The 19,717-nt window shown below is 53.3% G+C and carries 17 protein-coding genes; 7 read left to right on the top strand and 10 right to left on the bottom strand.

Annotated elements, in window-relative coordinates:
* From PGR09_RS07360 to PGR09_RS07350, 3 genes are read right to left on the bottom strand one after another with little or no spacing between them, the layout of a single operon-like run.
* Positions 1–774, bottom strand: coding sequence for a hypothetical protein (locus PGR09_RS07360; RefSeq protein ID WP_045393878.1), 774 nt, complete (start codon positions 772–774; stop codon positions 1–3).
* A complete protein-coding gene (locus PGR09_RS07355; protein WP_226473728.1) occupies positions 767–1,897 on the bottom strand; it encodes a phosphoribosyltransferase domain-containing protein in 1,131 nt (376 codons plus the stop codon). Before PGR09_RS07355 ends, PGR09_RS07360 begins: the two co-directional genes overlap by 8 nt.
* Positions 1,894–2,979 (bottom strand): ATP-grasp domain-containing protein, encoded by a 1,086-nt coding sequence (locus PGR09_RS07350; protein WP_315710698.1) that lies wholly within the window; start codon positions 2,977–2,979, stop codon positions 1,894–1,896. The genes PGR09_RS07355 and PGR09_RS07350 overlap by 4 nt, the downstream gene beginning before the upstream one ends.
* A gap of 283 nt (positions 2,980–3,262) precedes the next feature.
* Here PGR09_RS07350 and PGR09_RS07345 point away from each other — a divergent pair, with 283 nt between their 5' ends.
* The 6 genes from PGR09_RS07345 to PGR09_RS07320 are packed head-to-tail and all read left to right on the top strand — an operon-like array spanning position 3,263 to position 7,792.
* Complete coding sequence (locus PGR09_RS07345) at positions 3,263–3,853, top strand: TerD family protein (RefSeq protein ID WP_315710696.1); 591 nt, start codon at positions 3,263–3,265, stop codon at positions 3,851–3,853.
* Complete coding sequence (locus PGR09_RS07340) at positions 3,853–4,992, top strand: TerD family protein (RefSeq protein WP_430915988.1); 1,140 nt, start codon at positions 3,853–3,855, stop codon at positions 4,990–4,992. Before PGR09_RS07345 ends, PGR09_RS07340 begins: the two co-directional genes overlap by 1 nt.
* Positions 4,993–5,013: 21 nt before the next feature.
* The gene (locus PGR09_RS07335) at positions 5,014–5,469 is read left to right on the top strand and encodes a tellurite resistance TerB family protein (RefSeq protein ID WP_045393888.1); all 456 of its coding nucleotides are present in this window, start codon (positions 5,014–5,016) and stop codon (positions 5,467–5,469) included.
* Positions 5,470–5,491: 22 nt separating this feature from the next.
* On the top strand, positions 5,492–6,532 hold the full coding sequence (locus PGR09_RS07330; protein ID WP_045393891.1) for a TerC/Alx family metal homeostasis membrane protein: 1,041 nt from the start codon (positions 5,492–5,494) through the stop codon (positions 6,530–6,532).
* 46 nt (positions 6,533–6,578) lie between these two features.
* Entirely contained in the window at positions 6,579–7,157 is a 579-nt protein-coding gene (locus PGR09_RS07325) for a TerD family protein (protein ID WP_430915987.1), read from the top strand.
* A 59-nt stretch (positions 7,158–7,216) separates the two neighbouring features.
* On the top strand, positions 7,217–7,792 hold the full coding sequence (locus PGR09_RS07320) for a TerD family protein (RefSeq protein WP_045393896.1): 576 nt from the start codon (positions 7,217–7,219) through the stop codon (positions 7,790–7,792).
* A 47-nt stretch (positions 7,793–7,839) separates the two neighbouring features.
* Here PGR09_RS07320 and azoR read toward each other — a convergent pair whose 3' ends face one another.
* Positions 7,840–8,445, bottom strand: a complete 606-nt coding sequence (gene azoR, locus PGR09_RS07315; RefSeq protein WP_045393899.1) for an FMN-dependent NADH-azoreductase — start codon at positions 8,443–8,445, stop codon at positions 7,840–7,842.
* Between the two features lie 202 nt (positions 8,446–8,647).
* On the opposite strand from azoR, the gene hrpA reads away from it, so the two are divergent.
* On the top strand, positions 8,648–12,550 hold the full coding sequence (gene hrpA / locus PGR09_RS07310; RefSeq protein WP_289577699.1) for an ATP-dependent RNA helicase HrpA: 3,903 nt from the start codon (positions 8,648–8,650) through the stop codon (positions 12,548–12,550).
* A 60-nt stretch (positions 12,551–12,610) separates the two neighbouring features.
* Here the strand turns inward: hrpA and PGR09_RS07305 are convergent, their stop codons facing one another.
* The 6 genes from PGR09_RS07305 to PGR09_RS07280 all read right to left on the bottom strand — a co-directional run bounded on the left by PGR09_RS07305 (position 12,611) and on the right by PGR09_RS07280 (position 19,316).
* The gene (locus PGR09_RS07305; protein ID WP_080957283.1) at positions 12,611–13,285 is read right to left on the bottom strand and encodes an O-methyltransferase; all 675 of its coding nucleotides are present in this window, start codon (positions 13,283–13,285) and stop codon (positions 12,611–12,613) included.
* Positions 13,286–14,665 carry an efflux transporter outer membrane subunit gene (locus PGR09_RS07300; RefSeq protein ID WP_430915986.1) on the bottom strand — a complete coding sequence of 460 codons (1,380 nt, stop codon included), beginning with the start codon at positions 14,663–14,665 and terminating at the stop codon, positions 13,286–13,288.
* The gene (locus PGR09_RS07295; protein WP_020078647.1) at positions 14,662–15,747 is read right to left on the bottom strand and encodes an HlyD family secretion protein; all 1,086 of its coding nucleotides are present in this window, start codon (positions 15,745–15,747) and stop codon (positions 14,662–14,664) included. Before PGR09_RS07295 ends, PGR09_RS07300 begins: the two co-directional genes overlap by 4 nt.
* Before the next feature lie 27 nt (positions 15,748–15,774).
* Positions 15,775–17,427, bottom strand: coding sequence for an MFS transporter (locus tag PGR09_RS07290; protein WP_047079073.1), 1,653 nt, complete (start codon positions 17,425–17,427; stop codon positions 15,775–15,777).
* Positions 17,427–17,858 carry a MarR family winged helix-turn-helix transcriptional regulator gene (locus tag PGR09_RS07285; RefSeq protein ID WP_045382685.1) on the bottom strand — a complete coding sequence of 144 codons (432 nt, stop codon included), beginning with the start codon at positions 17,856–17,858 and terminating at the stop codon, positions 17,427–17,429. The genes PGR09_RS07290 and PGR09_RS07285 overlap by 1 nt, the downstream gene beginning before the upstream one ends.
* 183 nt (positions 17,859–18,041) lie before the next feature.
* Positions 18,042–19,316 carry a Glu/Leu/Phe/Val family dehydrogenase gene (locus PGR09_RS07280; protein WP_015366353.1) on the bottom strand — a complete coding sequence of 425 codons (1,275 nt, stop codon included), beginning with the start codon at positions 19,314–19,316 and terminating at the stop codon, positions 18,042–18,044.
* Positions 19,317–19,717: the final 401 nt, after the last annotated feature.

Here is a 19,717-nt window from a genome sequence, read left to right as displayed (position 1 = left end):
TTAAGAACCTGCGAAAATGTGGTGATTGATAGCTGTGGCAAACTGGCTCTGCTGGGGGACGGCAAACCAATGGCAAAGTTGCAAAAAGCGATGGTCGCTAAGACTGTCGCCAAACCCGAGCACCGGGAACGTACCGCGCTGGGCCTGCAATTTATTTATTAGCCAACCGACGGCCAGCCCTTTATCGACAGGCTCCGGTATCCAGGCAACGTTATTGCCGTTGCGGTGAAGATAAAACCCCTGCAGCGTGAAACGCTGCGTCAGCCAGTCGGCAAAAGCGTAGAGCTCGGCGATTCTGGTGCTGTCGCGATGTTTCATCACCAGGTAAACGGGCACGTCGTCATACTCTTCGTTGATGCGCGCCCAGCCGTCGATACCTTGAATAGCCATCTGGGTAGTTATGTCGTGTTGCATGGCTTTAAGTCTGTCAGCATAGGGCGCCAGGATAGCTACCATATGATGTTGCCACTCGGTATCCGGTAGCCCTTCAGGCGTCATGATGACTGCGCCGTGGGTGGTTATAGCCCATGAGCGAAATGGGATTTGCACCCGCGTCAACTCTTCGCTCCCTCTGGCGGTGACGGGGATCAGTTCGGCGTGTTCAAGCAACCAATCGACGAACATGGCCTGAGCTTCGTTCATATAGCTGCGCGGACGCATTTCCCTGTCCAGCGCGGCGCAACGAAAGGGGGCCGCAGAAAGTTCATTGACCATTTTTCGTCTGGTCTGAAATAGCGTATCGTCGAGATCGGAAAATACTACTGGCTTATTCATAAGATAAAATCTCCAGTCGCGAACAAAGCGACTCCAGCGCGTGGACCAGGTGGGGATCAACGCTTTTCGTAGGGGTCTCTATACATAAAATAATGCGATCGAAACGCTGGTGGGCGACGTTGTAGACAAAGTTTGGGATGCCCAGCCCGTAATTATCGTTAAATGACAACAGCGATTGGATCGCCATGCCAGGCGCAATCGGCGAGCGACTGGTCGCGCTGAACTTAACAGTGGCGCCTTGTTGCTCAAGGCGTTCGGCCAGCAAAAATGGTTCCCAGACAAACTCACCGCTGCCCAGTACCAGGATAGTCTCTCCTGTGGTTGCGTTGATCTCGATGCCAAGGTCTGCCGCGGGACGTATCATTCCCAGACGCCCCCACGTCTGGCGCCGGGAAAGAGCATACTCCCCACGCGAGGTGATATTGACGGCAGGCATGTCGGGAGGTGTAGCGTTGGACAGCGGATGCCATTCCCAACGTCCTTTAACTAACGCGATCTGGCTCACCGGCAGGTTACAACGCCTGGCGAAGGCATCGCCGCTCCAGTCGGTAAGCGTCACGGAGACAGCACTTTGCAAATGTGTCAGGTGCGGGTGTAACGCGGACACGAGATTGATGAAGGTATTGCCGGTCGTGGCTTCATCGTCGATGAGCACCAGAGTTTTAGCTTCCAGCACCCGTCGGCGCATCTCTCGATCGTGGGGGAGATAAATCAAATGGTCCGTGGCATGGCTGTGCGCTTCTTTAAATTCGCACAGTAGTTCCGCCTCTTGCGGATGACGCGTAGAGGTGAGATAGATTGCCCGGTCAACGCGTTTGCGGAGTTCGTCAAACACGCCAGCGCCGAGACCAACGGCAGTCTCAGCCATCCCGACGAACAACACCGGACCGGCGAGGTCGGCGGGGAAACTTACGGCAAGCCGCTGGTAAACTGCGCGCATGGTTGCGGGCGAAACAGGAATATGCCGACCTAAAACATGGCTGACAAAGAGAAACGCCCTTTTAGGGTTGCGCCGTTCAGCGATGTCGAACAGTGCATGAAGTTCGTTTTCCTCGCCGTGGTGAAACACGCGTAATTCGCCACTTGAGAGCTGACGGAGGTAGCAGTTTTCGTTTTTCATCATTTCACCTCCGCATTATGCGAAGGCGCAAGCGCATTATTGAGTTTCTGAGGATATAGACAGCTCTCTGTCATGACTCTGATGGTTGCAGGGGTGAATTGATGCGCTACGCGCTGCACAATGTCATCCGCCGTCAGTAAACCCAGCCGCTGCGCGGCGAACAACCCGGGCAAATTCACGCCGCTGTGGCGGGTATACCCAATACCACCGGAGGGGCGTAGATTAATCTCCAGTAAAAGCGGTTTGCCCTCTGTATTGTGACGAGTCTGTACGTTTACCATACCATCAGCATGCAGTGATTCGGCGCAGGCGCAGGCAAGTTCGATCGCCGCTCCTTTATTTTCCAGATACTGCAATGCACCTTCTTTTCGCCTGCCAATGGCTGTCAGTACTTTGCCATGACTAAGCAGCATGTCGACAGAGTATTCTGGACCTGGAAGCCAGGGCATGAGTACCAGTGGAGTAAACGTCTCACTGGTCTTAACGGCTTCAATATATTGTTCCGGGCGGATACGTCGCTGTTCCGGATGATTAATAATACCTGTAGAAAGCGCGTGCTCATCAAATAGCCAAAACCCCGCGCCATAAATGCCGGTAACGGGTTTCACACATAGGCGGCTGCCGGGGAAAGGCGAAGCTTTGAGTAGATATTCCAGCGTGTTGGCATCATTGGCTCGTATGGATGGCACCACGGGAAGCCCACATGCTTGCATGGCTTTTGCAAAGTTGACTTTGTCATCGGCAATATCAAATGTGGACACCTGGCGGGCGCCCGTGGTGAGAGTCACGCCCAGCGCTTCAATCTGCCGTCGGTGCTGTTCGTACCAGCGGCACGCTTTGCCAACCTGAATTGCGGCAATGCCATACTCTTTTACTATTGATGAAATAAATGGCATCCGTGAATTGATGTCGGTGGGTTCACTTAATGAAAAATGTGCCGTTGATAATATTTCATGTCGGGGTTGACTGTGTGAGGCGTAGGTGGTTATAGGATGTTCGTTATTATTGATTGTGAAACCATTAATGCCGAAAATGATATCGCGTTGGGAGGATAGTCCCTCCATAATCCATATTTTTCTTTCCATTGATATTATTTCCACGCGTCCAGCGTTAAATTTAACTGGAGTCTAAAAGCGCTATGTTGGCATGTCAATCATAATATGAGGCGCTTTTTTGTTTTCGGAATGATTATTTATGAAATGAATGTGTTCATATCTCCGTAATGATTTTTAAAATAATTTATCATCGGCGAGTTTTTCTTTTTCTTAATTTTCTAAATTGCCTTGTGTCAGTTCTTTATCATGATATGATTTTTTTGAGTCTTTAACGCATATTGATTTGCTAAATGTATTTAATAGGGAAGAATAAATGGTCTCACTTACTAAAAATCAGACAATATCATTAAGCAAAGTATCTCCGGCATTATCGCAGCTGACTTTTGGTCTGGGCTGGGATCCTCTGCGGGCAAAGAAAAAAGGGCTATTCGGCGGGTTGTTCTCCGGTGGCGCAGGTTCTATCGACCTTGATGCAAGCTGCATTCTATTGAATAAGAATGGCAACGTGCTGGATACCATTTGGTTTGGCCAGCTGAAATCTCGCTGTGGCGCTGTCGTGCATAGCGGCGATAACTTAACGGGAGAAGGTGACGGTGATGATGAAGTCATTCGCGTTAATCTGGAGAAACTTTCCGCTAACGTGGAATATCTGGCCTTTACCGTCAATAGTTTTCGCGGCCAAACGTTTAACGAAGTTGAGAATGCCCATTGCCGCGTGCTCGATCAAAATAATCAGGAATTGGCCCGCTATCAGCTAACCGAGCAAGGTTCTCATACCGGCATTATTATTGCTTCATTAAGCCGCCAGAACGGCAGTTGGGATTTTACCGCCCATGGTCAAGCAACTCAGGGGCGCACCATCGACGATATGAAAAGTGACGTATTACGCATTGTGGTGCGCTAATGAAACTATTATCCGGAGGAAATAGCGCGGTTCCTGTTGCTAACCTTAGTATCAAAATAAGCGCGGGCAGTAGTATTGATGTGTCGTCATTTCGTCTCTATGCCAATAATAAGGTAAGAGGCGATGCGGATATGTGTTTTTACGGCCAGCCGCGAAATGATGATAATACCATTGAGCTGAGTACTAATAATACCGCTACTGTATTTCAGGTAGCATTAGGGCTGCTGCAGGCGGATGTCCAGAAAGTGGCCTTTACCGCAACCTGCGATAATAACAGGACTATCGGTGAATTAGGCCATTTGACGATCGCGGTGGAGCATAACGGTACTACGCTGATTGAGTGTCAGGTCGATGTTCACGGTCGAAATGAAGCAGCGCTGATACTGGGCGAACTTTATCGGCGTAATGGCGAGTGGAAGTTTCGCTTTGTCGCACAGGGATTTACTGGCGGCCTAAAACCGCTCGCTGAATACTATGGCGTTGATATTGCCGATGAAGCCTTGCCCCCTGCAGATGAACCCGTGAAAGTGAACCTCAGTAAGGTCACTTTGACTAAAGAGAAACCGGCAATCAGCCTCGCTAAACGTGACGATTATGGCGAGATACGCGTAAATCTGAATTGGCATCGCCAAAGCTCGGCTACAGGTTTATTTGGTTCATTATTAGGGGCAGGCGCCAGCAGCGTTGATCTGGATCTGGGCGCTTTTGTCGAATTAAAAAATGGCGATTTAAGCGTAGTACAAGCACTGGGTAATGCATTTGGGCGATATCAACAACCGCCTTTTATTCAGCTTCAGGGTGACGATCGCACGGGGGCGGTTAACGATGGAGAATGGATCTGGATCAATGGTAGCGAATGGCAAAAAATTAACCAGATATTAATCTATGCCTTTATTTATGAGGGGGTCGCCAGTTGGGATAAAACAGATGGTGTCGTCACGCTACATGTTCCCGGGCAGCCGCCAATCGAAACCCGACTGACCGAAGGCAATAATCGTCGAACAATGTGCGCTATTGCTCGCTTAGTCAATGATAACGGCGCCATAAAAGTAGAGCGTATAAATCAATATTTCACCGGCCATAAAGAGATGGATCGCGCATTCGGCTGGGGATTCCGCTGGCGAGCCGGTTCAAAATAAAGAAAACCAAGTGAGGGAACGATGGGATTATTCAATAAAGTAAAATCGACATTGAGCGCCAGCCGCGTAGAACTGGTCAAACAGGTTGGGCGATTTAAAAATAAGAAATTCATGCAAGGAACTGTTGCGGTATGTGCTCGTATTGCCGTTTCCAGTGATGGTGTTAGCGCCGAAGAAAAACAGAAAATGATGGGTTTTCTGCGCTCGTCGGAAGAAATGAAAGTTTTTGATACCAACGAAGTAATCGACTTTTTTAATAAATTGGTATCCAGCTTCGATTTCGATATGGAAATCGGCAAAGGTGAAACCATGAAATATATTCTGGCCTTAAAGGATCAGCCAGAAGCTGCGCAATTGGCTGTACGGGTAGGAATTGCGGTGGGTAAAAGCGATGGTAATTTCGACCCGGATGAACAGGCGGCAACCCGAGAAATAATCGCTGCGCTCGGTTTTAACGCTGAAGAGTTTGGTCTTTAACCACAGCACTTAAAGGTATTTCATGGTCTCCACTCATTTAGGTTTTCCCGTTGAAACGGTGAGCGTTTTTATTATTCTCGCCATTGGGGCGATCGTTATTGACCTCGTAATGCATCGTAACGATAGCGTCATATCGCTGAAAAGCGCGGCGTTATGGTCACTATTTTGGGTTGCGGTGGCGATGGTTTTTGCCGGGTTTCTACTGGTGCACCACGGCGCGGAAGTGGCTAGTTTATTTGTTACTGGTTACGCCTTAGAAAAAGTGCTTTCGGTCGATAATCTTTTCGTGATGATGGCGATCTTCTCCTGGTTTGGCATCCCGGAACGCTATCGCCATCGCGTCCTTTACTGGGGAGTGATCGGCGCGATTATTTTCCGCGCTATTTTTGTCGCCATTGGCACAGGACTATTAGCGCTGGGCCCGTATGTTGAAATAGTCTTTGCCTTAATTGTGCTTTGGACGGCCGTCATGATGTTAAAAAGCGGGGAGGAGAGCGATGAAATTGAAGATTACTCGCAGCATCTCGCTTACCGTCTTGTAAAACGTGTATTCCCTATCTGGCCAAAATTAGTGGGGCATGCTTTTTTACTTACCGCGAAAGAGGTCGAGCGTGAACGGGCGAAGCCGGAAAATAAAGATCTCATTATCAGCACCGGAAAGCGCGTCGCGTTATATGCAACGCCGCTGATGCTATGCGTGGCAGTAGTAGAACTCTCTGATGTGATGTTTGCTTTTGATTCCGTGCCGGCCATTATTGCAATAAGCCAGGAGCCGCTGATTGTCTATAGCGCGATGATGTTTGCCATCCTTGGCCTACGTACGCTTTATTTTGTATTGGAGGCACTCAAACATTATTTAGTGCATCTTGAAAAAGCGGTCATCGTATTGCTTTTCTTTATTGCCTTTAAGCTTGGTCTGAACGCCACCGATCATCTTTGGCACCATGGCTATAGTATTTCGGCGACCGCCAGTCTGTATGTCGTTCTACTGGTGCTTATTGTTGGTATTGTCGCCAGTTTTGTCTTTCAGGATAAAAACGAGGAACAGCCAGGGGAGCATTAATTCCTCGCGCTGTCCTTATTCATGTTCACTTTAAAAAGGATTTAATATGAGCGTATCACTGTCAAAAGGCGGTAACGTTTCTCTTAGCAAAAGCGATCCGTCAATGAAAAACGTGCTGGTTGGATTAGGGTGGGATGTCCGCACTACCGACGGCCAGGATTTTGACCTCGATGCATCTGCCTTCCTGTTATCAGAGACGGGAAAGGTGCGCAGCAATAGCGATTTCATCTTCTACAACAACTTAAAATCGGCAGACGGTTCGGTCACCCACACCGGCGACAACCGCACCGGGGAAGGCGATGGCGATGATGAATCGCTAATCATCAAACTGGATATGATCCCGGCCAACGTCGCCAAAATCGTCTTCGTGGTTACCATTCACGATGCACAAATGCGTCGTCAGAGTTTTGGTCAGGTGTCAGGCGCTTTTATTCGCCTGGTCAACAACGATTCACAACTTGAAGTGGCCCGTTACGATTTGACGGAAGACGCTTCCAGCGAGACGGCAATGCTATTTGGTGAACTTTATCGCCATAACGGCGAGTGGAAATTCCGCGCCGTTGGGCAGGGATACGCTGGCGGATTATCCAGCGTCTGCGCCCAGTATGGCATTAATGCATCTTAAAAACCGAGCAGCCCGACCGTCCGTCGGGCCATACAGTAGTTTATAACAGGAGGTTTAAAATGGCTGTTTCCCTCGTTAAAGGCGGTAACGTATCACTCACTAAAGAAGCGCCGTCGATGAATATTGCGATGGTGGGATTGGGTTGGGATGCGCGAGTAACGGATGGGCAAGATTTCGATCTCGATGCATCGGTCTTTATGGTTGGCGAAGATGGCAAGGTGCTATCGGATGCGAATTTTATCTTCTTCAATAATAAGAAGAGTCCTTGCGGCGGCGTAGAACATCAGGGCGACAACCGCACCGGTGAAGGTGATGGCGATGACGAGCAGGTCAAAATCACGCTTTCCCGGGTGGCCGCTGAGGTCAAGAAGCTGGTTTTCTCCGTCACCATCTACGACGCAGAAACGCGGAAACAAAACTTTGGCATGGTGCAGAACAGCTATATGCGGGTGTATAACCACGATAATGGCCAGGAAATTGCGCGCTTTGATCTATCCGAAGATGCATCAACGGAAACGGCGATGATTTTTGGCGAGCTTTATCGTCACGGTGCGGAATGGAAATTTAAAGCGGTTGGTCAGGGATTTGCTGGCGGTCTTGCTGCGCTGGCTTCAGCACATGGCGTTAGCGTTTAATTATTGGCAAGAATAAAACCTCCCGCTGGTGCGGGAGGTTGGTTTTATCAGGCTGCAACCACGCTGTCGATTGCCGCTTTGGCATCGGACTGTGCTTTGGCCGCAACTTCTGGACCATAGGCAATGCCTTCTGCAAACACGAAGTTCACGTCGGTGATACCGATGAAGCCAAGGAAGGTAGAGAGATACGGCGTGACCAGATCGGTTGGCGTATCTTTATGGATACCGCCGCGGCTGGTCAGAACCACGGCACGTTTGCCGGTAACCAGACCTTCAGGGCCTTTCTCGGTGTAACGGAAGGTGACACCTGCACGGGCAACCAGGTCAAAATAGTTTTTCAGCTGAGTCGGGATGTTGAAGTTGTACATCGGCGCAGCGATAACAATCACATCGTTAGCTTTCAGTTCAGCAATCAGCTCATCGGAGAGCGCCAACGCTTCCTGCTGACGCGCAGTCAGCTGAGCATCGCTCGGACGCAGCGCGCCAACCAGTTCACCATCCAGTACCGGAATCGGATTTGCCGCCAGATCGCGCACGGTGACCACGTCGCCCGGGTGTTTTTCGCGCCATTGTTCAACAAAATAGTCGGACAGCTGGCCAGATTGTGAGTACCCTGCAAGAATACTGGACTTCAGAACTAATACTTTGCTCATGGGTGTTTCCTTTTTAATGTGATTGACGGGACAATGCCCTGGTGCCTGGTGACACTGTATTCACAATCATGCCGTAGAGATAGCGCAATATATCGAATCCTATGTTCAGTTTTTTTGAACAAGGCATGAGTTCAACAGATGTGGTAATCTACAGCAATACTTCATAAGAGATTTTTCCGGCAGAGCACTGCCCGATAACGCTATGACAGAACAACAAAAAATTACTTTCTCGCAGCTCTATGCACGGCTTGATGACCTGATGCTGCGCGATAAATCGCGCTACAGCCGCCGCCTGCATGGCGTAAAGAAGGTTAAAAATCCTGATGCTCAGCAGGCCATTCTGCAGGAGATGACGCAGGAGATAGAACAAGCAGCAGGGAAAGTCCTGCTGCGAGAAGCCGCGCGTCCGACGATTACCTATCCGGAAAACCTGCCGGTTAGCCAGAAAAAACAAGAGATTCTCGAAGCGGTGCGCGATCACCAGGTGGTGATCGTCGCCGGTGAGACCGGTTCAGGTAAAACCACTCAGTTACCTAAAATCTGCATGGAGCTGGGGCGCGGCCTGAAAGGCCTGATTGGCCACACCCAGCCGCGTAGACTGGCGGCGCGAACCGTCGCTAACCGCATTGCTGAAGAGCTGCAGAGCGAGCCGGGCGGTTGTATCGGATATAAAGTCCGCTTCAGCGACCACGTCAGCGAAAACACCATGGTTAAGCTGATGACCGACGGTATCCTGCTGGCGGAAATCCAGCAGGATCGCCTGCTGATGCAGTATGACACTATCATTATCGATGAAGCGCATGAGCGCAGCCTGAACATTGATTTTCTGCTGGGCTATCTCAAAGAGCTGTTGCCACGGCGCCCGGACCTGAAAATTATCATCACTTCCGCCACCATCGATCCGGAACGATTTTCGCGCCATTTTAATCATGCGCCGATTATCGAAGTCTCCGGGCGGACTTATCCGGTTGAAGTGCGTTATCGTCCCATTGTTGAAGAGGCAGACGATACCGAACGCGATCAGCTGCAGGCGATTTTTGATGCCGTCGATGAACTGGGGCGCGAAAGCCCCGGCGATATCCTCATCTTTATGAGCGGCGAGCGGGAAATCCGCGATACCGCTGATGCATTGAATAAGCTCAATTTGCGTCATACCGAAGTGCTGCCGCTATATGCGCGTTTATCTAACAGCGAGCAAAACCGGGTTTTCCAGTCGCATAGCGGGCGACGCATTGTCCTGGCGACCAACGTTGCCGAAACGTCGCTGACTGTACCTGGAATTAAATACGTTATCGATCCGGGTACCGCGCGCATCAGTCGCTATAGCTATCGCACCAAAGTGCAGCGCCTGCCTATCGAGCCGGTATCACAGGCCTCCGCTAATCAGCGTAAAGGTCGCTGCGGGCGCGTATCGGAAGGTATCTGTATTCGTCTTTATTCGGAAGACGATTTCCTGTCGCGGCCGGAATTTACCGACCCGGAAATTCTGCGTACCAACCTGGCCTCGGTCATTCTGCAAATGACCGCCCTGGGGCTGGGCGATATCGCCGCGTTTCCGTTTGTCGAAGCGCCGGATAAGCGCAACATCCAGGATGGCGTGCGCCTGTTGGAAGAGCTCGGCGCCATCACTACCGATGAGCAGGCAACGGCTTATAGGCTAACCCCACTGGGCCGTCAGCTCAGCCAGCTACCGGTGGATCCGCGTCTGGCGCGGATGGTGCTGGAGGCACAGAAACATGGCTGCGTGCGTGAAGCGATGATCATCACTTCCGCGCTGTCGATTCAGGATCCGCGCGAGCGTCCCATGGACAAGCAGCAGGCGTCTGATGAGAAACATCGCCGTTTCCACGATAAAGAGTCTGATTTCCTTGCGTTTGTTAATTTGTGGAACTATCTCGGCGAACAACAAAAGGCGCTCTCGTCGAATCAGTTCCGCCGCCAGTGCCGGGTGGATTTCCTCAACTATTTACGCGTGCGTGAATGGCAGGATATTTACACCCAGCTGCGCCAGGTCGTGAAAGAACTCGGCCTGCCTATCAACAGCGAGCCGGCGGAGTACCGGGAGATTCATACCGCGCTGCTGACAGGTTTATTGTCGCATATCGGGATGAAAGACTCCGATAAACAGGAGTACACCGGCGCCCGTAATGCCCGGTTCTCTATCTTCCCAGGTTCCGGTCTATTCAAGAAACCGCCGAAGTGGACGATGGTTGCGGAGCTAGTGGAGACCAGCCGGCTGTGGGGGCGTATTGCCGCCCGCATTGAGCCTGAGTGGGTCGAACCGGTGGCGCAGCATTTGATCAAACGCTCCTATAGCGAACCGCACTGGGAACGGTCGCAGGGCGCGGTGATGGCGACAGAAAAGGTGACCGTTTATGGCCTGCCGATCGTCGCCGCGCGTAAGGTGAACTATAGCCTGATTGACCCGGCGCTGTGCCGTGAGCTCTTTATCCGCCACGCGCTGGTAGAGGGCGACTGGCAGACGCGGCATGTTTTCTTCCGCGATAACCTGAAGCTGCGCGCTGAAATCGAAGAGCTGGAGCATAAGTCGCGTCGTCGCGACATCCTTGTGGATGACGAGACGATGTTCGAGTTTTACGACCAGCGCATTAGCCACGATGTCATCTCCGCTCGCCACTTTGATAAGTGGTGGAAGCAGGCCAGCCGCGAAACGCCAGACTTGCTCAATTTTGAAAAGAGCATGCTGATTAAAGAAGGGGCGGAGCAGGTCAGTAAACTGGACTACCCGAACTTCTGGCATCAGGGCAATCTTAAACTGCGTCTCAGCTATCAGTTTGAGCCCGGTGCGGATGCCGATGGCGTAACGGTGCATATCCCGCTGCCGCTGCTCAATCAGGTGGAGGAAGCCGGGTTTGAATGGCAGATCCCCGGCCTGCGTCGCGAGCTGGTCATTGCGTTAATCAAATCTCTACCGAAACCGGTACGACGGAATTTTGTCCCGGCGCCAAACTATGCGGAGGCTTTTTTAGGCCGCGCGACGCCGCTGGCGTTGCCGTTACTGGATTCGCTGGAGCGTGAGCTGCGTAAAATGACCGGCGTGACTATCGACCGCGAGTCCTGGCAGTGGGATCAGGTGCCCGATCACCTGAAAATCACTTTCCGGGTGGTGGATGACAAAAATAAGAAACTGCAGGAAGGGCGCTCTTTGCAGGCGTTGAAGGACGCGCTGAAAGGCAAAGTTCAGGAGACGCTATCGGCGGTGGCCGACGACGGTATTGAACAAAGTGGGCTGCATATCTGGAGTTTCGGCACGCTGGCGGAGAGTTACGAACAGAAGCGCGGTAATTATAAGGTGAAAGCCTGGCCGGCGCTGGTGGACGAGCGTGACAGCGTAGCCATCAAACTGTTTGATAATCCACAGGAACAGCAGCAGGCGATGTGGCGTGGTTTACGCCGTTTACTGTTGCTCAATATTCCGTCGCCGATTAAGTATCTGCACGAGAAACTGCCAAACAAAGCCAAGCTGGGACTCTATTTCAACCCTTATGGCAAGGTGCTGGATTTGATTGACGATTGCATCTCCTGCGGCGTTGACAAGCTTATCGATGAAGCCGGCGGCCCGGTATGGACTGAAGAGGGCTTTAGTAAACTGCACGATAAAGTGCGCGCCGAACTGAACGACACGGTGGTCGATATCGCGAAGCAGGTCGAGCAGATCCTGACGGCGGTATTTAACATCAATAAGCGTCTGAAAGGGCGGGTAGATATGACGATGGCCCTGGGGCTGTCGGATATTAAAGCGCAGATGACAGGTCTGGTTTATCGCGGCTTTGTGACCGGCAACGGTTTCCGCCGTCTCGGCGATACGTTGCGTTATCTGCAGGCAATTGAAAAGCGTCTTGAGAAGCTGGCAATCGATCCACACCGTGACCGCGCCCAGATGCTGAAAGTCGAGAGCGTGCAACAGGCGTGGCAGCAGTGGTTGAATAAGCTGCCGCCGAATCGCCGTGATGATGACGACGTACAGGAGATCCGCTGGATGATCGAAGAGCTGCGCGTCAGCTTCTTTGCTCAGCAGTTGGGTACTCCGTATCCGATCTCGGACAAACGCGTATTGCAGGCGATGGAGCAAATTACGCCGTAGTTTGGCCGGTTGTCCCCGGTGGCGCTGCGCTTACCGGGGCTACTGGTCAGGTGCCCACGTTTAAGCGTTTACCCACGCCAGAGTAAAGCCGTCCCAGCCTTTATTACCCACGGTCTGCAGCGCCGTTGCCGTCAACCGTGGCTCGGCGCCCATCATCTCAATGAACTGACGCACGCCCTGAACGCGCTCGTCGGCGCTCTGTGGGTTGACCACTTCGCCGTCGCGTACCACGTTATCGCCAATAATTAAGGTTCCTGGGCGGGAATAACGTAGCGCCCAGCGCAGATAATGGGGATTATTCGGCTTATCGGCATCGATGAAGATCAGGTCGAAAGCGGGACATTCGCCAAGCGCCTCCAGGGACTGTAGCGCCGGTCCCTCCCGCAGCGTGACCAGATGATCAACCCCCGCCAACTGCAGATTCTCCCGCGCTACCTGGGCATGATGCGCGTCGGCCTCCAGCGTGAGTAGTTGGCCGTCGGCAGGAAGCTCGCGCGCCATCCAGATGGTGCTATAGCCGCCGAGAGTGCCGATCTCCAGTATTCGCTTAGCTTGGGTAAGCCGTACCAGCAGGGCGAGAAACTGACCCTGATTGGCGGCGACATCGTGTGCCGGCAACCCGGAACGATGGTTGTTTTCGAGTACCCGATCGAGCACAGCATCGCCGGGAATTAAGGCCTCAATCAAATAATTGTCTACTGCCGACCACTGTTGTTGCATATGACGCTTCCCCATTCAGCTCCCTGATGAGTCAGACCAGCCACCTCCCAGCGCCCGGTACAAATCAATCTGCGCCAGCAGAAGATTATTTTTCACCTGCACCACGCTTAATTGAGTGGAGAACAACGTTCTTTGCGCATCCAACACGTCCAGATAAGAAGAGTAGCCGTTACGATAGCGGTTCTGCGCGATACGCAACGTCTCTGCGGCGACCGATTCCTGCTCCTGGAGCTCGGTTAACTGTTCCCCGTAGCGGCTGATGGCATCCAGGCTATCGTTCACCTCTTTGAACGCGCCGCGTACCGTTTTCTCATACCCGTACAGCGCCTGATTGCGCTGGGCCATCGAGACATCAACCTGCGCATTTAGCGCCTGGCGGTTGAGTAACGGCGCCAGAATGCTGCCGCCGATGCTCCAGAGCCGCAGCGGATTATCGAGCAGATCCGGCAGCGTCCGGTCCTGCAGGCTGCCGGTGGCGGTCAGGTTAATTGATGGCAGCAACTGCGCCTGCGACGAGGCAAGGGTGGCATCGGCGGCCACCAGCTGTCGTTGAGCCTGTACAATGTCAGGACGGCGGCTCATTAGCGATGATGGCAGCTGCGAGGGCAGGCGTAGCGGGGTCAGTTGTGCGAACTCGTTACGTTTTACCGAACCGGGATTGTCGCCCAAGAGAACGCTAAGGGCGTTCTCTTGTTGCGCGATTTGATGCTGCAACGGCGGGATCTGCGCCCGCGTGGAGCGTAGCTCTGAATCCGCCTGCATGAGCTCCAGGCGCGAGGTATAGCCGGTTTCATACTGGCGTTTAGCCAGATTCCACGCATCTTCTCGCGATTTCAGCGTTTGGCGGGTGACCCGCAACTGCTCGTCTAATGACAACAAGGTGACGTAGCCGACGGCGACCGATGTCGCCACGGTCAGATTAGCCGCTGCGGCAGCGGCTTTCTGCGCTTCAAGGCTGGCCTCGGCGGCGCTGGCGGCGCTGCGGTTGGCTCCCCATATATCGACGTCATAGCTGGCGGTCAGGCCCCCTTTGTACAGCGTGCTGTGAATGGGCAGGCCAGTCGCGGCAGACTGTGCGCGAGCGCGGGTACCGGTCAGGCTGGCATCAAGCGAGGGGAATAAGCTGCTATTAGCAGCGTAGGCACGCGCCTGATACTCGTTAACCCGCTCACGGGCGATCAGGACGTCGCTGTTGTAGCGCAACGCCCGATCGACATACTGATTAAGCGCGCTGTCGTGGAAATTACGCCACCACACGCCTTCTACCGGGCTGGATGGACCCACATCGGCCCGCCAGGCGGCAGGGATCGCCAGCATGGGCTCCGCGCGTGGTACATCGGCAGACTGACAACCGACCAGCGCCAGCGCCACGGCAAGGGTTAACGGGCGGATCATTGTTTATTCTCCGCGCGGGTATCAATCGTCACCTGCACCGACATACCCGGACGCAGGCGGTGGCTGTTTTTCTGCCCCTCATCGACCGCGATACGGACAGGAATTCGCTGGGCGATTTTGACAAAGTTGCCGGTCGCGTTATCCGGTGAGATCGCGCTGAATTCGACGCCGGTTGCTGGCGAAATACTTTGTACCTTGCCGTGGAAGGTTTCGCTATTCAGCGCATCGACCGAGAAGGTAACCGGCTGGCCGACGCGCACCTCGGCGAGCTGCGTCTCTTTCAGGTTGGCGATAACCCAGTGCTGAGGCGGTACCAGCGAGGTCAAATGCGTCCCCGCGCTGACATAGGCGCCAAGGCGTACGGAGATTTGCCCCAGTTGCCCGGTCGTCGGGGCGATAATCCGCGTATTCTGCAGGTCGATTTCGGCAAGCTCGAGCGCTGCTTTGGCGCTGGCTACATCGGCCTCCAGCGAATCGCGATTGACGATAGTGGACTGCAGATCCTGGCGCGACATCTCCAGCGTGGCTTTCGCCTGTTCGATATCGGCAGCGCCTTGAGCCGCGCTGGCCCGCGCGGAATCGCGTTCGCGAATGGATAACGACCCGTCCGCGGTAAGCTCCTGGACGCGTTTTAAATCGGCCTGGGTTTTCTGATTCTGCGCGCGGGCGTTTTGCAAGGCGGCCTCGTTTTTGGCGATCGTCGCTTCGGCGCTTTTCCGCTGCTGCTGGTTGTTTTTCAGCGCCGCCTGTTTCATCGCCAACGTCGCCTGCGCCTGGTGTACCCGCTGCTTATAGATGCGATCGTCAATCTGGAACAGTACCTGTCCCGGCTGAACGGTATCAAAATCTTTGACGTTCACCGCGGTGATATACCCGTTAACCTGTGGGCTGATAAACGTCGTCTGACCGCGCACATAAGCGTTATCGGTGAACTGACTATGCCGGGTGAAAGGGGGCAACTGCCAGGCGTAAAGAATAACCAATACACCGACGATGCCGATCGCCGCGGCGGTAAAAATAGACACCACGCGGATGTTGTTTCGGGTATTGGCCTGTTGCCTGGCCGCGTCCTGCTGACTCATAACCACTCCAGAGTAAAAATTATCTTATTATTTGTTGCCGGTTGCGCGTTTTAACGCGATACGGGCGGTGATTCGCAATCTGATTAAGCGCCAGAAAATCCACACCAGCGTTGCGGCAGAGATCGCCGCCGTCAGGAGATAAGTGTCATTGTAGGCGAGAATATTGGCCTGTAGCGTCGAGGCGTTTTGCAGCAACGTGGTAGCCTGCACGTTCAATAGCGTGCTGTCGCCAATTTGGCTTTGATACATCTGGCTGTACTGCTGCAGTCGCTCGGCGATCAACGGGTTCAGCGTGGTTATCTGATCGGCCAACTGGCTGGAATGAAATTTTTCGCGCCAGGTCTGAAAGGTACCGAGGATAGCTGAACCGAGAAGACCGCCGATATTTTGGCTCATGCCAAACAGTACCGAGAAGCTGACCAGATTGCGCTGGTCGGCAATCACCCCGCCAATTCCCGCCAGCATGGCCGGCGCGAGGAAGAAGGCGCTGCCGAAACCAAGTAAAAACTGGCTGAACATTAACTGTTCCGGACGGGTCAGGGCAGTGGACTGACTATCAAGCAACGAGGCAATCATGATCAACGCCAGCGCGGTCGCGGTGGGCCAGTAAAGGCGCTGCGGGTTAAGCGTCAGACAACTGGCGACGATACCGCAGACGATACCGGCGAAAATCGACCACGCCAGGTTAGTCATCTGCTCGTTTTGCAAGCCGACGTACTGCAGCCAGCCGATGACCCCGGTATTCTGTTCCGCCAGTACGATACGAATCAGCAGCATAATCAGCCCCAGACGAATGATACTGCCGCTGGAAAGCCATTTGGTGTTAAGCAGCGGATTCGTTCGATTATGTTCAAAGGCGATAGCCGAAACGATCAGCACCACCGCCCCCGCCAGCGACCAGCCAAGCCACGGCGCCTCAAACCACCAGTCCAGACGGCCCAGCGACAGCACCGCGCAGACCAAAGCCATGCCGGGAGCCAGCAAGAAGAAGGTAATGAAATCCTTCTTCTCAAACACTTTTTTGCGATCGCTGGGCGGCAGTTTCAGCGCGATGACGCAGGCGAGCGACACCAGCGCCAGCCCGAGCTCAAAGAAATAGAGCCCGCGCCATTCGTCAATCTGCAGCAGTTCAGTCGAAAACAGACGCGCCAGCGGGATTGCCAGCGACGATCCGGTGATCCCAATGGTCAACGCCTTCAGACGGTGGCGCGCCGGCCAGGCCTGCACCTGATAGTAAATCCCCAGAGAACTCAGCGCCGCTGCCACCATGCCGTGCGCCGCGCGCACCATCACTGCCGAGCTGAGATCGTTGACGAACAGGTGGAAGAAAGTGACCAGTACATACAGTACCAGGAAGCCTTCAGTAAAGGCGCGCAGGCCAAACTGCTGGCGAAATTTCACCAGCAGCAGGTTGATAGAAACGTTAGTCATCACGTAGACCGCCGGCAGCCACGCAATTTCCGTCGACCAGGCGGCAAAAGTGCCCTGCAGCAGTTGCAGGTTGGCGGTAACGACGGCATTACCCAGCGCGCCGGTCAGACACACCAACAGCCCGACGATGCCGTAAGCGACGCGTTTCGGCGTACTGTGGATTGGCGTCGACGGCGAACCGAGCATCGCCGGCTTTTCATGCGGCGCCCAGTCGTGGGGCACATAAGGATTAGCTTCGCGACGAGGCATTATTTCTTTTCCACCTCGTGCAGCAGCTTTTCCAGTACCCGGTGGGTTTGCTCACGCTCTTCCGCAGTGATGGCGGTGAGGATCTCCTCGCGCAGGTCGTCGGCGACCGCTTTCACCTGATGGAAAAGCGCCATCCCTTTTGCAGTGGCGACCAGCAGACGCTTACGTTTATCGCTGTCAGGCTTAACGCGCTCCACCAGTTCAAGTTCGACCAGGCGGTTAATGAGCGGGACGATGGTGGCGCTTTCAACACCGAGCTCCTGCGCCAGTTCGCTTTGCGAGAGGGGCTGCTCGTTGCGGGCAATGGCTGAGACCGCCACCCATGACGCCTGGCTCATGCCAAGATTTTTCAACCGCCGGTTAACCGCCAGCCGCCAGTGATGCGCGGTTAAGTATAAGAGATGGGAAAAGTTAAGCTGTCGGTTATCCATGTTCCGCCTGCAAATTCATTAGAGCTCTAATGATTTTAGGCGCGGCGATTTACCGATTTCAAGTCACGAAGATAAAAATAGGTTAACGCAATGTGCGTTTTTTGTGGAAAAGGCCGGCTGACACGTGGAAAAAAAATAAAAAACCCGGGCGAGCCCGGGTTGAACATCTGGATTACCAGGACATTAGCCCGGATAGATGCCGCGATCTTTACGCGCCAGCAGGATGCGCTCACAGGCGACGATATAGGCCGCGGTACGCAGAGAACAGGCTTTCTCGGCGGCTTTATCGCAGACATGAACGATAGCATCGGTCATGATGCGGTCCATTTTGGCGTTGATCTCTTCTTCGCTCCAGAAGAAGCTCGCCATATCCTGAACCCATTCGAAGTAGCTGACGGTCACGCCGCCGGCGTTACAGATAACGTCCGGAACCACGATCACTCCGCGGTCGGCGAGCACGTCGTCGGCGTCCGGATAGGTCGGGCCGTTGGCGCCTTCGAGGATCAGCTTACAGCTGATTTTTTCCGCGCGCTCACGGGTGATTTGGCCTTCCAGCGCTGCCGGGATCAGGATATCCATCTCGGTGGTCCAGAAATCTTCTTTAGCGATTTCACGCGCGCCCGGGAAGCCGGCGATCTTCTTGTTCTCGGCCTGCCATGCGGTCAGCGCCTGCATGTCGATGCCGCCTTCGTTGAACAGGGTCGCGGTGTGATCCTGGATCACGACAATACGCGCGCCAACGTCGGCGAACAGACGAGCGGCTTCGCTGCCGACGTTACCAAAACCTTGCAGCGCGACTTTCGCGCCTTCGATTTCGATACCGTTACGACGAGCCACTTCACGACCGGTGACGAAGACGCCGCGGCCGGTAGCTTTTTCACGCCCCAGCGAACCGCCGAGATGAATCGGCTTACCGGTAACCACGCCGGTGATAGTGGTGCCGTGGTTCATGGAGTAGGTGTCCATCATCCACGCCATCACTTTACCGTTGGTGCCTACGTCCGGCGCCGGAATATCTTTCTGTGGTCCAATGATAATGCCGATTTCGCTGGTATAGCGACGGGTCAGACGTTCCAGCTCGCCTTCAGACAGTGAGAACGGGTCGACGCGGATGCCGCCTTTGGCTCCGCCGTAAGGAATATTGACCGCGGCGCACTTGATGGTCATCCAGGCAGAAAGCGCCATTACCTCGTTAAGATCGACATCCGGATGGTAGCGAACACCACCTTTACCCGGTCCACGCGATAGATTGTGCTGTACGCGATAGCCTTCGAAATGGCGGATGGTGCCATCATCCATCTGCACTGGAATATCAACGATCAGCGCGCGTTTCGGGTGGCGCAGGGTTTCCACCCAGTAGGCGAGGTCGCCCAGATACGGCGCGACGCGGTCGATCTGGCGCAGGTAAGTGGTCCATGGAGATGTACTACTTTCAGATGCGTAAGATAACTTTTCCATAAGAGTCCTGTATCTCAATGTTATTTGTGTCGTGTAAAACCGTGGAATAGGTACAGCAGTAAAATCTGTGTGATGAATGTTATCACCAATTTTATAAACCAGTATTTGACGGCTATTCCGAATTTTACATTTTTGTTAGTTTTTTGGGGTTGCATTTGAATAAATAAGCACACTCTGGCGCCTGCATGTCATGCATCAATATGCATATTTTATGCAGATAAGTGAATACTGAAATAATTTTTTCATATTTTTCATTATCTTGATGATCCTCTAAAAGTGAATAAAATGATTCGTGGTTGTATTGACTTTGTTGCGCGTCAGGGCCCAGCATTAGCTCACGCAATACACAAGGTATTAACCGTGAATTAACATATACCCATACAAATAAAATGGCTTATTTC

The sequence above is a fragment of the Klebsiella sp. 141251 genome (assembly GCF_050600725.1).
In the GTDB taxonomy this organism is placed as follows: Bacteria; Pseudomonadota; Gammaproteobacteria; order Enterobacterales; family Enterobacteriaceae; genus Klebsiella; species Klebsiella aerogenes.
Note: the sequence above shows the minus strand (reverse complement) of the source record. Positions and strands in the feature narration are given on the sequence as shown.

Bases quoted from the DNA above. Each gene is read 5' to 3' on its own strand.
- PGR09_RS07305 (WP_080957283.1), bottom strand. From the start codon at position 13,285: ATGGGGAAGCGTCATATGCAACAACAGTGGTCGGCAGTAGACAATTAT.
- PGR09_RS07280 (WP_015366353.1), bottom strand. From the start codon at position 19,316: ATGGAAAAGTTATCTTACGCATCTGAAAGTAGTACATCTCCATGGACC.
- PGR09_RS07345 (WP_315710696.1), top strand. From the start codon at position 3,263: ATGGTCTCACTTACTAAAAATCAGACAATATCATTAAGCAAAGTATCT.
- PGR09_RS07335 (WP_045393888.1), top strand. From the start codon at position 5,014: ATGGGATTATTCAATAAAGTAAAATCGACATTGAGCGCCAGCCGCGTA.
- PGR09_RS07330 (WP_045393891.1), top strand. From the start codon at position 5,492: ATGGTCTCCACTCATTTAGGTTTTCCCGTTGAAACGGTGAGCGTTTTT.
- PGR09_RS07360 (WP_045393878.1), bottom strand. From the start codon at position 774: ATGAATAAGCCAGTAGTATTTTCCGATCTCGACGATACGCTATTTCAG.
- PGR09_RS07325 (WP_430915987.1), top strand. From the start codon at position 6,579: ATGAGCGTATCACTGTCAAAAGGCGGTAACGTTTCTCTTAGCAAAAGC.
- PGR09_RS07355 (WP_226473728.1), bottom strand. From the start codon at position 1,897: ATGATGAAAAACGAAAACTGCTACCTCCGTCAGCTCTCAAGTGGCGAA.
- PGR09_RS07350 (WP_315710698.1), bottom strand. From the start codon at position 2,979: ATGGAAAGAAAAATATGGATTATGGAGGGACTATCCTCCCAACGCGAT.
- PGR09_RS07290 (WP_047079073.1), bottom strand. From the start codon at position 17,427: ATGCCTCGTCGCGAAGCTAATCCTTATGTGCCCCACGACTGGGCGCCG.
- PGR09_RS07295 (WP_020078647.1), bottom strand. From the start codon at position 15,747: ATGAGTCAGCAGGACGCGGCCAGGCAACAGGCCAATACCCGAAACAAC.
- PGR09_RS07320 (WP_045393896.1), top strand. From the start codon at position 7,217: ATGGCTGTTTCCCTCGTTAAAGGCGGTAACGTATCACTCACTAAAGAA.
- PGR09_RS07300 (WP_430915986.1), bottom strand. From the start codon at position 14,665: ATGATCCGCCCGTTAACCCTTGCCGTGGCGCTGGCGCTGGTCGGTTGT.
- PGR09_RS07340 (WP_430915988.1), top strand. From the start codon at position 3,853: ATGAAACTATTATCCGGAGGAAATAGCGCGGTTCCTGTTGCTAACCTT.
- PGR09_RS07285 (WP_045382685.1), bottom strand. From the start codon at position 17,858: ATGGATAACCGACAGCTTAACTTTTCCCATCTCTTATACTTAACCGCG.
- azoR (WP_045393899.1), bottom strand. From the start codon at position 8,445: ATGAGCAAAGTATTAGTTCTGAAGTCCAGTATTCTTGCAGGGTACTCA.
- hrpA (WP_289577699.1), top strand. From the start codon at position 8,648: ATGACAGAACAACAAAAAATTACTTTCTCGCAGCTCTATGCACGGCTT.